The sequence below is a fragment of the Cribrihabitans pelagius genome (genome assembly GCF_048820915.1).
GTDB lineage: Bacteria > Pseudomonadota > Alphaproteobacteria > Rhodobacterales > Rhodobacteraceae > Cribrihabitans_A > Cribrihabitans_A pelagius.
The window spans coordinates 102,154-115,708 of the sequence record NZ_JBMERR010000011.1; the positions used below are offsets into that span (position 1 = coordinate 102,154).

Annotated in this window: 12 protein-coding genes; 10 read left to right on the forward strand and 2 right to left on the reverse strand. The window is 66.5% G+C overall.

Translation table 11 applies throughout. The annotated features are described in order from the left end of the window. The first annotated feature begins 101 nt into the window (after positions 1–101). From ACOHX0_RS11595 to ACOHX0_RS11620, 6 genes are all read left to right on the forward strand, one after another. Positions 102–416, forward strand: coding sequence for a c-type cytochrome (locus ACOHX0_RS11595; RefSeq protein ID WP_420676888.1), 315 nt, complete (start codon positions 102–104; stop codon positions 414–416). A gap of 390 nt (positions 417–806) precedes the next feature. Continuing rightward, positions 807–1,418, forward strand: a complete 612-nt coding sequence (locus ACOHX0_RS11600; protein WP_420676889.1) for a c-type cytochrome — start codon at positions 807–809, stop codon at positions 1,416–1,418. Between the two features lies 1 nt (position 1,419). Then, on the forward strand, positions 1,420–2,316 hold the full coding sequence (locus tag ACOHX0_RS11605) for a c-type cytochrome (protein ID WP_420676890.1): 897 nt from the start codon (positions 1,420–1,422) through the stop codon (positions 2,314–2,316). 52 nt (positions 2,317–2,368) lie between these two features. Beyond that, positions 2,369–3,763 carry a multicopper oxidase family protein gene (locus tag ACOHX0_RS11610; protein ID WP_420676891.1) on the forward strand — a complete coding sequence of 465 codons (1,395 nt, stop codon included), beginning with the start codon at positions 2,369–2,371 and terminating at the stop codon, positions 3,761–3,763. Positions 3,764–3,891: 128 nt separating this feature from the next. Beyond that, positions 3,892–4,623: a DsbA family protein gene (locus tag ACOHX0_RS11615; RefSeq protein WP_420676892.1), complete on the forward strand. Its 732-nt coding sequence runs from the start codon at positions 3,892–3,894 to the stop codon at positions 4,621–4,623. Between the two features lie 542 nt (positions 4,624–5,165). Further along, positions 5,166–7,535, forward strand: a complete 2,370-nt coding sequence (locus tag ACOHX0_RS11620; protein WP_420676893.1) for a copper-transporting P-type ATPase — start codon at positions 5,166–5,168, stop codon at positions 7,533–7,535. A 186-nt stretch (positions 7,536–7,721) separates the two neighbouring features. On the opposite strand, the gene ACOHX0_RS11625 is transcribed toward ACOHX0_RS11620, so the two are convergent. Both ACOHX0_RS11625 and ACOHX0_RS11630 read right to left on the reverse strand, forming a co-directional pair. Beyond that, positions 7,722–7,955, reverse strand: a complete 234-nt coding sequence (locus tag ACOHX0_RS11625; RefSeq protein WP_420676894.1) for a hypothetical protein — start codon at positions 7,953–7,955, stop codon at positions 7,722–7,724. Positions 7,956–8,216: 261 nt separating this feature from the next. Next, positions 8,217–9,377, reverse strand: a complete 1,161-nt coding sequence (locus ACOHX0_RS11630; protein WP_420676895.1) for an MFS transporter — start codon at positions 9,375–9,377, stop codon at positions 8,217–8,219. Between the two features lie 98 nt (positions 9,378–9,475). Here ACOHX0_RS11630 and ACOHX0_RS11635 point away from each other — a divergent pair, with 98 nt between their 5' ends. The 4 genes from ACOHX0_RS11635 (at position 9,476) to ACOHX0_RS11650 (ending at position 13,542) form a co-directional block, all read left to right on the forward strand. Further along, positions 9,476–10,810, forward strand: a complete 1,335-nt coding sequence (locus ACOHX0_RS11635; RefSeq protein ID WP_420676896.1) for an aminotransferase-like domain-containing protein — start codon at positions 9,476–9,478, stop codon at positions 10,808–10,810. An 83-nt stretch (positions 10,811–10,893) separates the two neighbouring features. Further along, on the forward strand, positions 10,894–11,106 hold the full coding sequence (locus ACOHX0_RS11640) for a hypothetical protein (protein ID WP_420676897.1): 213 nt from the start codon (positions 10,894–10,896) through the stop codon (positions 11,104–11,106). Between the two features lie 86 nt (positions 11,107–11,192). Continuing rightward, a complete protein-coding gene (locus ACOHX0_RS11645; protein ID WP_420676898.1) occupies positions 11,193–12,773 on the forward strand; it encodes an asparaginase domain-containing protein in 1,581 nt (526 codons plus the stop codon). Positions 12,774–12,795: 22 nt separating this feature from the next. Next, entirely contained in the window at positions 12,796–13,542 is a 747-nt protein-coding gene (locus ACOHX0_RS11650) for a hypothetical protein (RefSeq protein WP_420676899.1), read from the forward strand. Positions 13,543–13,555 lie beyond the last annotated feature (13 nt).

Below are 13,555 nucleotides of genomic sequence, written 5' to 3' on the forward strand. Positions count from 1 at the left end.
TCATTGGCGGCATGGCCTTGTGGGGTGTTTTGCGCCCGGGGCCGGAGCCGCGGGGCCGGGCCCCGGCTCCGGCAGGCGGCGGCAGTGCCGGAGGCGCGCCGATGGCCGAAGTCAGGCTTCCCGCCGCGCTGTCGGAAGACGCGCAGATCGGCAAGCGCGTGTACGAGGCCAGATGCGCCAGCTGCCATGGCGCCGATGCCGCCGGTCAGGAGGGCACCGCGCCGCCGCTGGTGCACAAGATCTACGAACCGAGCCATCATTCCGACACAGCTTTCCTGCTGGCCGCCAAGAATGGCGTGCGGGCGCACCACTGGCGCTTTGGCAACATGCCGCCGGTGCCGGGTGTGACCGATGCCGAAGTGCAGTACGTTGTGCGCTACGTGCGGGAGCTTCAGGAGGAGAACGGGATCCGGTGACGGTGCGCCTGGCAGCAAACTGGCTGATCTGGATCCGCCTGGCGCTTGCCGCCGGGGTCCTGGCGCTGTTGGCAGCGCCGGAGGCAGCGCACGCCCATGCCGGACAACCGGTGGACCGGAGCGTGAATGCGGCACACCTGGACGCCGGCGCCTTGGATGACCCTGCCGGAGACGCGCGCCTGGGGCATTGCCATGCCGGGCTGGATTGCTCGGTCTTCGCCATATTTGCGGCCCCTGCTGAGCAGCCCGCGGCGCCGCCGCGGTTCAAGCCCCTGAGCCGGCGGCTGCCCCGCAGCGCCTGCGGCTGGGGTCCCTGTTTCGACCCGCCGCCGCCGCGAGTCCTGGTCTGAGTTGCGGTAAATTCAATCAGGCAAAGACAGGACAAGCAGAATGAAACTCAAGCAGATTGCGATCGCGGCCGTGGCCGCCGGAACTGCCGCTGGCGCGGTTTGGGCACACGGCGGGGCCACCGGAATCGTCAAGGACCGCATGGACGCGATGGCGGACATGGGCAAGGCGATGAAGGCGCTGACGCCGATGATGCAGGGCAAGGCGCCTTATGATGCGGACGCCGTGCGCGCCGCCGCCGGACGTATCGGTGGCCACGCTGGTGAAACGATGACGGAACTGTTCCCGGAGGGAACGGATGGCATGCCCTCCGAGGCCAAACCCGCGATCTGGAGCAACTGGGGCGAGTTCAGCGCGCTTGCCGGACAGCTGGAGACGCTCTCGGAGGGGCTGGCGCTGGCTGCGGACAACGGTCTGATGATGGCAGGTTCGCACAGCACCCCGGACATGATGGGAGGCGGCGGCATGATGGGCGGCGCCACGATGATGGGCGGCTCGGGCATGCAGGGCGTGTCTTCGATGATGGGAGGGGCGCCCATGCACGCCGCGCCGGGCCGCGAGGAGCTTGCGGAAATGCCCGCCGACGGCGTTTTCACGATGCTCAGCCAGACCTGTTCGGCCTGCCACTCCAAATTCCGCGCAGAGGCGAAGTGACATGCGCTGGATCGTGACCGGAGCGGCAGCCGCTGCCGTCTTCGGAGGATCGGTGATCGCCGCGCTTGCGGCCTGGCCGATCGGGGAGGAGCCCGCCCTGTCCGAACTGGAAGGGGATGCGGCGCGGGGGGCCTATCTGGCCCGGGCCAGCGGCTGCATCGCCTGCCACACGGACACCGAAGGCGGCGGCAAGCCGCTGGCAGGCGGTGCCCCCCTGGCGACCGATTTCGGCACCTTTTACCCGCCCAACCTGACCACCGATCCCGAGCATGGGATCGGGGCCTGGACGCAGACGGATTTCGCCCGCGCGGTGCGTCAGGGGATCTCGCCCGCGGGGGAGCCCTACTACCCCGCCTTCACCTATCCGTTTTACGCCAACTTCACGGATCAGGAGATCGCCGATCTCTGGGCGGCGTTCCAGACGGTGCCGCCGGTGGCGGAGCCGGACCGGCCGCATGACACCGGCTTCCCCTTCAACCAGCGCTGGGGGCTGAAGCTGTGGCGGGCCGCCTTCCTGGAGCCGCCGGAAACTGCGCCGGTGCCGGGCAGGAGCGATCAGTGGAACCGCGGGCGCGCGCTGGTCGAAGGCGCGGCCCATTGCGCCGCCTGCCACACCGGCCGCAACCTGGCCGGGGCGCGGGACGCGGAGCTGCGCTTCAAGGGCAACGACCGCCTGCCGGGCGGCTCCAGGGCGCCGGCAATCGACCCGGCCAGCCTGCGCGCAAAAGGCTGGGACGCGGATGCGCTGGCCTATGGGCTGAAGTCCGGCCTGACGCCTTCGGGCGATGCGATGGGCGGCTCCATGGCAGAGGTGGTGTTCCAGGGCACCGCCTTCCTGACAGACGAGGACCGCCGCGCGATGGCAGCCTATCTGATGGACCTACCGGCCGGCGGCTGAACAAATGCCGGGCCGCCGCCAGCGGCCCGCGTTTTTGAACAAGGGGGAAGCGATGCTTTCACGGCGGAAATTTCTTGGCGCCGCGGGTGCCGCGGGGCTTGCGGCGGCACTGCCGGGCCCGGGCAGGGCGGCTCTGGCCGGCATGGAAGAGCTGCGCGCGGCGGAGGCCGCCTTCCAGCTGCTGCCGCCGGATTATCCTCAAACCCGCATCTGGAGCTACGGCGGCCGCACGCCGGGCGTGGAGATCCGGGTGCCGCAGGGCGGCCGGGTGCAGCGGCGCTTTGTCAATCGTCTGCCACAGGCCAGCACGGTGCATTGGCATGGCATCCGGGCGGCCAACGCGATGGACGGCGTGGCGGGGCTCACCCAGGAGCCGGTGCCGCCCGGCGGCAGCTTCGATTATGACTTCGCGCTGCCGGACGCGGGCACCTTCTGGTATCACGCGCACAACCGCTCGGCGGAACAGGTGGCCCGCGGGCTGCACGGCCCGCTGATCGTCGAGGAAGCGGCGCCGCCGGATGTGGACGCCGATACGGTGCTGGTGCTGGACGACTGGCTTCTGGACCCCGGGACCGGGCAGGTGCATCCGGTGTTCGGCGCGCCCCGCGACCGCTCGCACGCCGGGCGGATGGGCAATTTCGTTGCCACCAACGGCCAGCCCTCCTGGTCATTCGAGGTGAAGCGCCATCAGCGGCTGCGGCTGCGGCTGATCAATGCCGCCAACGCGCGGGTGTTTCCGCTGGCGCTGGCCGGGCTCGACGGCTGGATCGTGGCGCTGGACGGGATGCCGCTGGTGCAGCCGCAGCCTGTGTCCGGTCCGCTCGTGCTTGGCCCTGGCCAGCGCGCCGACCTGATCGCCGATGTCACCGCCGAAGCCGGCGAAGAGGCAATCCTCGTGCGGGCAGACCGCGACGGCGGCTATGCCCAGGCGGCATTTCCGGTGCGCGGCACCGCCAGCACCGCCCGCCGCTCAGCGCCCGCACCGCTGCCGCCGAACCCGAAGATGGCGGTGACAGGGCTCGCGGACGCGCGGGTTCTGCACCTCGATATGGAGGGCGGCGCGATGGGCTCCCTGCGCGGTGCGGTGATGGACGGGGAAAAGGCCAGCTTCCGCCAGATGGCAGAAGCGAACCGGTTCTGGGCCTTCAACGGGGTGGTCGGCATGTCCGATGCGCCCCTGGCCATCATTGCCAGCGGGGAGACGGTGCGGCTGTCCATCCGCAACGCCACCGCTTTTCCGCATGCGATGCATCTGCACGGGATGCACTTCCGCACCATTGCGGCGGATGGCACGCTGGGGCCGCTGCGCGACACGGTGCTGAGCTTGGCCGGGGAGACCACCGAGATCGCCTTTGCCGCGGACAATCCCGGCGACTGGGCGTTTCACTGCCACATGCTGTCCCATGCGGCCTCGGGCATGATGACCTGGCTCAGGGTGCAGGGATGAGCGGGGGAGGCCGGCTGTGCCGCGCCCCGCGGCAGCTTCAGGCACATCAAACCCGCCCGGCCGGAGGAGCTCCGGCAGATGCAGGCGGACGCAACAGCGGCGCAAGCCGGACAGGAAGGAACAGACCGATGACCCGGATGAAACGCGCAGCCCTCGCCCTGAGCCTGGCAGCCTTGCCTTCGCTCGCCCCGGCGGCGGACCTGAGCGAGGAAGAGATCAAGCAACTGGTCTATGAGGCCATCATGGAGCGGCCCGAGATCATCATGCAGGCGGTCGAAAAACTGCGGAGCAGCGAAGCAGCGGCTCAGGATGCCGCAGTGCAAAACGCCCTGGAAGACAACCGGGACATGCTGGAACGCGATGCCAACGCGCCGGTGCTGGGCAATCCGGAGGGCGATGTCACGGTGGTCGAGTTCTTCGACTACAACTGCCCCTATTGCCGCCGGGCGATGCCGCATGTGCAAGGGCTGCTTGAGGCTGATGAAAACGTCCGCGTCGTCTACCGCGAGTGGCCGATATTGGGCGAAGGCTCGGTGTTTGCGGCGCGGGCGGCGCTGGCGGCCCGCAATCAGGGCAAATACGAGGAGTTTCATTGGGCGCTGATGGGTATGGAGGGCCGGGCCGGCGAAGCCACCGTGATGCGTGCGGCCCAGGAGGTTGGCCTGGATACGGAACAGCTGCGCCGCGACATGGAAGCGCCCGAGGTGGAGGCGCACATCGCCGCCTCGATGCGGCTGGCGGGCGCGCTTGGCTTCAACGGCACGCCCTCTTTCGTGGTGGGCGGCAATCTGGTGCCGGGGCTTGCCGAGCAGAGCCGGCTGCAGCAGCTGGTCGACCAGACCCGCAGCGCGGCGGAGTGATATCCCGCCGCGCCCGGTGCGGCTGATTTTGTAACATGGTGTCGCAGCCGCCCCGGCTGCGACAGGCCGGTACAAATCCGCAAGTGCGTCATCTGGCACTTCCGGATCTGCGCCTACTAACCTGTGATCGCGCCGTAACACCTTTTTTCGCAGCATAACTTTCGGGCAGGCGGCATGGCTCAGAATGGTTTTCCGCTGGCATTGAGCCCGGGCCGAAGAGGCAAGTATGCGCTGCTGGGGGCCGCCGCTGCCAGCCGTCCAGTGCCGTGCATCTCAATTGGCTTGATCAGCTGTGCCGCCGGGCTGCCGGCGCTTCCCGCTCGCGGCCATCGATGGGATACTGCCTCCAGGTTTCATCCTCGTCCGCCTTGGAAGCGGGATCTCCGGGCGCGGCCCGGTGCGTTTGTGCGCGGCGGGGCCGGACCCGGGCCGCTCACGGGCCTCCAGGTCCTGCGGGCGGCCCGGGCGCAAGACGGGCCTGGCTCGCGGCCGCCCGCAGGCTGGAAGGGACGCCGGCATTTTTCGCACAGGAGGGTAACCGCATGACCAATTTTGACAGCGGCTCGAATGCCGGGACGGCTGGAGGCACCGTGTTCACCTGCCCGATGCACCCCGGGGTGCGCGCGCCGGGTCCCGGAGACTGCCCCGTGTGCGGCATGCATCTGGTGCCCGAAGGCGAGGCGGCCGGACACGGCGGCACTCATCACGCAGGGCATGGGCATCGCGCAGCGGAGCCCGCGGCGGCGGGCGCCTATGACACCGTGCCCGCGGGCTGGGACGGGCCGGTCTACACCTGCCCGATGCACCCCGGGGTGCGGCAGACAGAACCCGGCGCCTGCCCGCTCTGCGGCATGGGGCTGGAACTGGAGGCCGGATCGGCGGCGGCGGAGGGGCCGAACCCGGAACTTGTGGATTTCACCCGCCGCTTCTGGGCGGGCGCGGTTCTCACCCTGCCGCTGCTGCTCATGACAATGGGCCCTATGCTCGGACTCGAAGGCGTGCGCGGCCTCTTCGGCGAGCGGGCGGCGCAGTGGATCGAGCTGGTGCTCGGCACGCCGGTGGTGCTGTGGTGCGGCTGGCCGTTCCTGGTGCGCGGCTGGCATTCCTTCCGCACCCTGAAGCTCAACATGTTCAGCCTGATTGCTATGGGGGTGACGGCCGCCTGGCTGTTCAGCGTTGTGGCGGTGCTGGTGCCCGGCATCTTCCCGGCGGGTTTCCGCGATGCCGAAGGCCATGTCGGCGTCTATTTCGAGGCCGCAGCGGTGATCGTGACCCTGGTGCTCTTGGGCCAGGTGATGGAGCTGCGCGCCCGCGAGGGCACCGGCCAGGCGATCCGGGCGCTCCTAGACATGGCGGCCAAGACCGCGCTGGTGATCCGCCCGGACGGCCAGGAGGAGGAAATTCCGCTGGAGGAGGTGCATCCGGGCGACCGCTTGCGGGTGCGGCCCGGCGGCAAGGTGCCGGTGGACGGGGTGGTGCTCGAGGGGCGCTCTCCGGTCGATGAAAGCATGATCTCGGGCGAGCCGGTGCCGGTGGAGAAAACCGCAGGCGATCCGGTCACGGGCGCGACCATCAACGGCACCGGCTCGCTGATCATCGAAGCCACCCGCGTCGGTGCCGACACGCTGCTGTCGCAGATCGTCGGGATGGTGGCCAACGCCCAGAAAAGCCGGGCGCCGATCCAGAAATACGCCGACAAGGTGGCCGGCTGGTTCGTGCCGGCGGTCATCGCGGTTGCGGTGCTGGCCTTCATTGCCTGGGCGCTGTGGGGACCGGCGCCGGCGCTGAGCTATGCGCTTGTCTCGGCCGTTGCGGTGCTGATCATCGCCTGCCCCTGCGCGCTGGGTCTGGCGACGCCGCTGTCGGTCATGACGGCCACCGGGCGCGGCGCCCAGGCCGGGGTGCTGATCAAGAACGCCGAGGCGCTGGAGCGGTTCGAGAAGGTGGATACGCTGATCGTCGACAAGACCGGCACCCTGACCGAGGGCAAGCCGCGGCTGGTGGCGGTGCTGCCCGAGCCCGGTCACGCGGAGGCCGAGGTCCTGCGCCTCGCAGCGGCGCTGGAAAAAGGCTCCGAGCACCCACTGGCCGAGGCAATCGTGGCCGGCGCGCGGGAACGGGGCACGGACCTGGGCACGGAATTGGGCAAGGTCACGGATTTCGAGGCAGTTACCGGCAAGGGGGTCATGGGGCGGGTCGAGGGACGGCCCGTGGCGCTTGGCAACTTGCGGCTGGTGCAGGACCTGGGGCTGGAGGCGGCAGCGCTGGAGGCCAAGGCAGACGCCCGCCGCGACAAGGGCGAAACCGTGATGTTCGTGGTTCTCGACGGTGCCGTCGCCGGTTTGGTGGCGGTTGCCGATCCGGTCAAGGAAACCACGCCCGCGGCATTGCAGGCGCTGCACGGTCTCGGCTTCCGCATCATCATGGCAACCGGCGACAACGAACGGACGGCCCGCGCCGTGGCCGGGCCGCTGGGCATAGACGAGATCCGGGCCGGCGTCCTGCCGCAGGACAAGGCCCGCATCGTGCAGGAGCTGCAAGGCCAGGGCCGCAAGGTTGCGATGGCGGGGGACGGGGTCAATGACGCGCCGGCGCTGGCCCAGGCCGATGCCGGCATCGCCATGGGAACCGGCGCCGATGTGGCCATCGAAAGCGCGGGCCTTACGCTGGTGAAGGGCGACCTGGACGGCATCGTGCGCGCCCGGCGCCTGGCCCGCGCCACCATGCGCAACATCCGCCAGAACCTGTTCTTTGCGATGATCTACAACGCCGCCGGCGTTCCGGTTGCGGCCGGGCTGCTGTATCCGGTCTTTGGCCTCCTGATCAGCCCGATGTTCGCCGCCTTCGCGATGAGCGCCTCCTCGGTGTCGGTGGTGGTGAACGCGCTGCGGCTGCGGCGGGTCCGCATTTGACGGCGCGGCGGACGGAACGGCAACGGAAAAGAGGGACGGGACCATGACGGAAGGACACGGCACACACGGCAAACAGGGCGAAACCGGCGATGCCGGCGGGGCGCGCTCCGGCTCGATCAGCCTGACCGGCGCCGTCGCCATGGGCACCGGGCCGCAGTATGACTGGCCGGCCAGGGCCCGGCGGGATCAGTGCAGGCTCAGCAGCATTCCGATGTCGCGGCGGCTCAGGCGTTTCAGCAGGGTTTTTTCCTCCGCCGAAAGCCGGGCCCCGCCGTCGATACGCTGCTGCAGGAGCGCCGCGACCTCGCTGGTGGAGCGGTAGTAGAAGTCCGGCTCTGTCCGGCTGAGCTCCTCCAGAAGCCGTTGCAGCAGCTGTTTCTGCTTCTCCGAATCCAGATCCTTGCGCTTGTCCTGTAACATGACGTGTCCAAAACAGTTTCCCCTTGCGCCATAGGATAGAGCGCGCGGCGGCGCGGCCAAACTGTTTTCCTGGCGGGACGCTTCCGTCACTGTACCGGGCGTAAAAATAACATAATTCGCATTACGCAGCCTGCTGCTGTACCCGGGGGCGCATTCCATTCCGGGTTGCGGCACGTCCCCTATCCTGCTGGCAACCAAGGAGAATGGAAGATGGAAGCTGTTGCCCTCCGCTTCCGGAGGCGGGCAGTTGCCCTGCGGTGTTTACGCGGGCTTGACCTCCGCCCGCGGGTGGCGGATCTGCCAGATGCTGGCCGCAAATACCGTGACCGTCAGCTGGAAGGCCAGGAAAGCGCTCATGGCTGTCAGCAGGCCGAACGCGTCGGCGAGCGCGCCGCTGGCGATGACCGGCAGGGAGAAGCCCACGTAAGCGTATACAAATAACCCAGCTGTTGCCCGGGCGCGGTTCTCCGGGGCACGAAGAGAAAATTCGGAAAGGCTGGCAAGGTAGGTGAAGCCATAGCTGGCCGAACTGGTGGTACAGGTTCCGGCCAGGATCAGAATGATGGACTGGGACCAGACGCCTGCCAGAAGCATGAGAAAGCCGAACGGAACCAGGATGTACCCCGCGAGCAGAGATCCCGGATTGCTCATCCTGCGGGCCGCGGGCTGGCACAGGAAACCGATGAAGATTGCAAGGAAGATAACCAGCCCGGTGTAGGCGCCGAACCCTTGCTCTTCCAGTTGCAGCGGAACCACGGCGATCGTCATGCCTGTCGTTGACCAGGCAAGGGCCAGCGCAACGCCAAAGGGCCAGGTCCGCGGCGGAAACACAGGCAAGCGCAACAACGGCACGGCCTTGCGAAGGTCAGTCCGCGGCAACAGCAGCGTGGACACAGCAAGGGCCGGCGCAAGCAGGAAAAGCGCGGCAAAACTGGCCGGCAGGGTTGCCGGCCCCTGCAGATCCAGACTGACACCAGTAGCCAGGGCGCCGCCGCCAAATCCCAGAGATGTCGCCGACGTCACCAGAAGGGCGGCCTCCTTGGCTTTGCTTTCACCAAGGATCTCAACCATGTACGCCGTGCCCGCGGTGGTTGCCAGACCTGTGCCGGCACCAAGCATGAAACGGGCAGCAACCAGAACCTGCCAGCTGGGATATATGACCAGCAGCAGCGTGGCGGTCAGGCCGAGCAGGAGGGCGGCCGCGACCGGAATCCGGCGTCCGATACGGTCCGACAGGCCGCCAAGAAGCATCAGTGCCGGCATCAAGCCGGCGGCATAGGCTGCGAATGCAAAGGTGACCGCGGTTGCGCCAACCTCGCTTTCTGCCGCGTAAACGCTGTACAGGGGCGCTTGGAGGTTCACGGCAAAAGTCACCGTGAACAGCGCCGCAGCGAGCAGAGAGGAGGGGATGATTTTCGTCATAGGTGTGTCCGCGCCCTTCAGGATGCTCTTTGGTTGACACAGGGCTCAAACCATTACAATTACTTTATTGTACTAAGGACAGCTGGGTGCTGCACTAGATGCGATACACAGAATTGGCGGACACCGTGGCGCTGCAAATCGAGGCGGGAGAGCTGCCTCCGGGCACGCGGCTTCCGACCCACCGGCATTTCGCCGAGCAGCACCGGGTCGCTCTGGCCACCGCCACCCGGGCCTATAACGAGCTGAAGCGCAGGGGGCTGATCCTCGGCGAGGCCGGGCGGGGAATGTTCGTCCGCGATCCGGCACTGCCCCTGACGCTTGGCCTGGAGCAGGACGGCAGCGACGGCCTCATCGACCTGGTGTTCAACATCCCGGGCGGCCCGAACGATTCAGAGGTGCTGCGGGCAGGACTGAAGCGGCTTGCCGCGTCCGGGGATCTCGCATCCATGCTGCGCTATCAGCCGCACGGCGGCCGTCCGCATGAACGGAGGATCATCGCCAGTCATCTGTCTTCGGTTCACGCGCCGGTCGATCCCGAAAGCCTGTTCATCACTTCCGGCGGCCAGCACGGGCTCATGATCGCGGTTATGGGCCTGCTGCAAAAAGGGGATGCCGTCGGCACAGACCCGGCGACATATCCCGGCTTCAAGTCCGTCTCTGCATTGCACGGCCTGTCGCTGTGCGCGGTGCAAGGGGAGCAAGGGGTCATGGATCCGGATGACCTGGACAGGCAGTGCCGCCAGAAAGCGCTGAAAGCCATCTATCTTATGCCGACAGTTCATAACCCCTTTGGAACCGTCATGGGGGAAGAGGCGCGCCGGAAGATCGCGGCTGTTGCCGAACGGCACGATCTCATCATCATCGAAGACAGCGCTTATGCGTTCCTTGAAACATCGCCTCCGCCGGGCTTCGCCGAGCTGGCGCCTGACCGGACCATCCACGCGGGAGGCTTCTCAAAAAGCGTCGCTACGGGGCTGCGGATCGGATACCTCATCGTTCCGGACCGCTGGAGGAGCGCCGTCTCCCGCGTGGTCAGAGCGACAACGTGGAACACTCCAGCTTTGATTTCGGCACTTGTTACCCATTGGATCGAAGATGGCACTGTTGCCGGATTCGAGGCTGAGAGGCGGCGTTCGGGTGCCGCGGGTCAGAAGCTGTGCCAAGAGATTCTGGCCGGCATCCCGATGGTTGCACATGAGAACGCAAGCTTCGCATGGCTGCCTCTCGCCAAAGGCGAGCGGGCCGAACCAGTGATCGCGCGGCTTTCGGAGCAAGGCATTGCGGTCTCGTCCGCGGCTCCCTACGCGGTTGGCGATGCCGTTCCTCAGGCCATGAGGCTCGCCTTTGGCGGCATCTCGGAACAGGAACTGCGCTTCAGCCTTGAGAAACTCCGAAGCGAACTCGCTCCAGGCGATTGCCGCGCATCATCGTGAGAATATCCACACTGCGCGGACGCTGACCGCCGCGTGTATCAAGTACAATCGGCCCCGCAGGATCCAACCCGCGGAATTGCCTCTTGCAGGACGTCTCGCGCGGCAGCCAGGCGGCGCATCTGAACGGCTTCGGAAAAAACGGGCTGCCGCACCGGCGGTCCCCGCTGATCCGGGCTGCCAGCTCACTTCGGCGGTGCCCGGAATCCGAGCCGATGGCGACGGCGTTTCCGGGACCGGAGCGCACGCTTAACGCCCAAAACCCGCTTTCTTTAAAAAATGAACGTCAATCCGATTGAGAGGCCAAGCAGAAGATGCGCTTATCAATTGCAAATGACTGGCAAGAATCATCTTATGCTTGCATTGCTTTGCGGAGGTTGAAGCTATGAAGATTTGCATCATTAACACCGGCGGAACTATCAGCTGTGTCGGCGACCCGCTCGCCCCCATGTCCGCGGCTGATTTCGCGGCCGCTTCGCAGACAATCCTCGACCCGGTCCTGGCCGAGGAATTCCCGGACACCACGCTGGTTTACGAGACCGATCTGGTGTTTCCGGAAAGCACAACCGGAACACTCGACAGCACGAATCTGCAGCCAAGCGACTGGTGCCTGATGGCAGGCTACATTCTCGAAAATTACGCTGATTACGATGGGTTCGTCATCCTGCACGGCACCGATTCGATGGATTTCACCGGCTCCGCCCTGCCGTTTCTGCTGAATGTCTTCGATGCCCAGGGGTTTGGGACCGCCCTGCTCTCCAAGCCGGTGATCATCACCGGTTCGCAGGTGCCAATGTTTACCGAAACCACCCCCGGAGACGCTTCAGGCCTGACGCTCAACTTCAACACCGATGCCTTTCAGAACTTCTGCGGCGCGGTGGCCTGCGCGCGGCTCGGCATTCCCGAAGTCGGGGTCTATTTCGACAGCTACCTGTACCGCGGCGACCGGGTGCTGAAAGTGAATGCCAGCGAATTCGTGGCGTTCAACTCGCCCAACTACCCGCCGCTGGCCCATTACGGCATCCGGCTGACGCAATATCCCGACCGGATGCTGCCGGATCCGGTCAGCACCAGCGTCAGCCTGGACAACGCCACCGCATTGGCGGCGGCGCAGGCGCAGCTGACCGCCATCTCAGACGCCATCGATGATTTCCCGGTAATGCAGTTCAATGCCTTCCCAGCCGCCTACAGCCCAACCAGCAGCTCCGCCATCATCGCCAATCTGATCACTGCGGCGGCGGGCACCGGCCTGAAGGGGCTGGTGCTGCAATCCTATGGCGAAGGAAACTTCCCGTCCGGCAATCCCGACAACGCCCAAGAAGGCGCAATTTATGCCGCGCTGAAGGCCGCCAATGACGCCGGTATCGTGATTGTCGACAGCACCCAGGTTATCGCCGGAACCGTCAATGACTCGGCTTACGCGTCGGGCGCGTGGCTGCCCGATGCGGGGGCGCTCAGCGCCTCTGACATGACACCGATGGCGGCCTTTACCAAGACCATGATCCTGCAGGCCGCCGCCGCCGCCAATGGCTGGTCTGCGGATCAGGTCAAGGATCTCATCCAGCTCAACCTGTTCGGCGAAATCCGGAATGTCAGCCGCCTGGACAGCCGCACCAGCAGCCGGCTGCTGGCGGGCCAGTCGATCATGGCGCTGGATGGCAGCGCAACTCTCAGCAACGATCCCATCTCCGGCCCGGTCCTCTGCGCCAGCGACGGGACTTTCCTGTGGGCCCCCTTCGGAAGCCAGGCCGCAGGCCACCCCGGCAGTCTGGTCATGCAGAATGACGGCAATCTGGTGCTGCGCAGCGCCGGTAACGAACCCATCTGGGCCACCAATACCGGTGTCAGCGGCGGGGCCTCATCCGTGCTGATGATCTCCGGTTCCTATGGCAGCGGCGACCTCAATCTCAGCGTCTGCAATTACTCCGGCCAGACGCTCTCCACCACGCTCTACTCGCAAAACTGATCTCACAACCCGGGAGAATACTATGACGCCTGTATTCAAATTCAGCGGCCGCATTGCCGAAGGTGATCAGCGCCACTCCATCAGGGAGGAAGCGCCTGACGGGGCGCTGATCGCCCCGAATTACGTCGAGACCGCCTGGGGCAGCGTGCCGCAATACGCCGCCACGGTCCGCGATACCAATACCGGCTATGACCCGGCCGGCGACTGCCAGGGGTCCTTCATGTCGGCGAAATACCAGCCCAACAACAACTGCTATGCCTATGGCTGCAACATCGCCTCGAACTCCTTCCCCCAGCCCGGCCGCGCCAGCGGTGCCCCGGCGCTTTCGGAAAACTTCACCGCCGAACATGTGCGCGACAATGCCGTCAGCGACGGGCTGGTCTATGTCGGCACCACGCTCGCTGATATCGAAAAACATGCGGCCACAGCCGGCGCGGGCGGGCATTACGCCGCCCTGATGTTCTCGCCGCCGGAAAACGCCATTGGCGGCGATTCCGAGGCCAACTGGCCCGGGGACTACCACTGGGCGCGGTGCGACAGCCTGTCGCCCATGTCCTGGTCGCAGAAGGATGGCGGCGATCAGGTGACGAACTTCGACTTTGCCGGCAACCCGATCACCGATCCGGCAAGTGCCAACTGGCGGGTCAACCAGGGTCCGATCGGGACCGGCGGCACCGGCGGCACCGGCAGCGACTTCAACGAATACGTCGTGACCTACGGCTTTTACTGCTACATGTATGTGCCCGATGGAACGGCGGACATCATCTGAGCGCTCCCGGAAT

Excerpts from the sequence above, each read along its gene's own strand:
- ACOHX0_RS11605 (WP_420676890.1), top strand. The coding sequence starts at position 1,420 with ATGCGCTGGATCGTGACCGGAGCGGCAGCCGCTGCCGTCTTCGGAGGA.
- ACOHX0_RS11600 (WP_420676889.1), top strand. The coding sequence starts at position 807 with ATGAAACTCAAGCAGATTGCGATCGCGGCCGTGGCCGCCGGAACTGCC.
- ACOHX0_RS11615 (WP_420676892.1), top strand. The coding sequence starts at position 3,892 with ATGACCCGGATGAAACGCGCAGCCCTCGCCCTGAGCCTGGCAGCCTTG.
- ACOHX0_RS11645 (WP_420676898.1), top strand. The coding sequence starts at position 11,193 with ATGAAGATTTGCATCATTAACACCGGCGGAACTATCAGCTGTGTCGGC.
- ACOHX0_RS11610 (WP_420676891.1), top strand. The coding sequence starts at position 2,369 with ATGCTTTCACGGCGGAAATTTCTTGGCGCCGCGGGTGCCGCGGGGCTT.
- ACOHX0_RS11595 (WP_420676888.1), top strand. The coding sequence starts at position 102 with ATGGCCGAAGTCAGGCTTCCCGCCGCGCTGTCGGAAGACGCGCAGATC.
- ACOHX0_RS11650 (WP_420676899.1), top strand. The coding sequence starts at position 12,796 with ATGACGCCTGTATTCAAATTCAGCGGCCGCATTGCCGAAGGTGATCAG.
- ACOHX0_RS11625 (WP_420676894.1), bottom strand. The coding sequence starts at position 7,955 with ATGTTACAGGACAAGCGCAAGGATCTGGATTCGGAGAAGCAGAAACAG.
- ACOHX0_RS11635 (WP_420676896.1), top strand. The coding sequence starts at position 9,476 with ATGCGATACACAGAATTGGCGGACACCGTGGCGCTGCAAATCGAGGCG.
- ACOHX0_RS11630 (WP_420676895.1), bottom strand. The coding sequence starts at position 9,377 with ATGACGAAAATCATCCCCTCCTCTCTGCTCGCTGCGGCGCTGTTCACG.
- ACOHX0_RS11620 (WP_420676893.1), top strand. The coding sequence starts at position 5,166 with ATGACCAATTTTGACAGCGGCTCGAATGCCGGGACGGCTGGAGGCACC.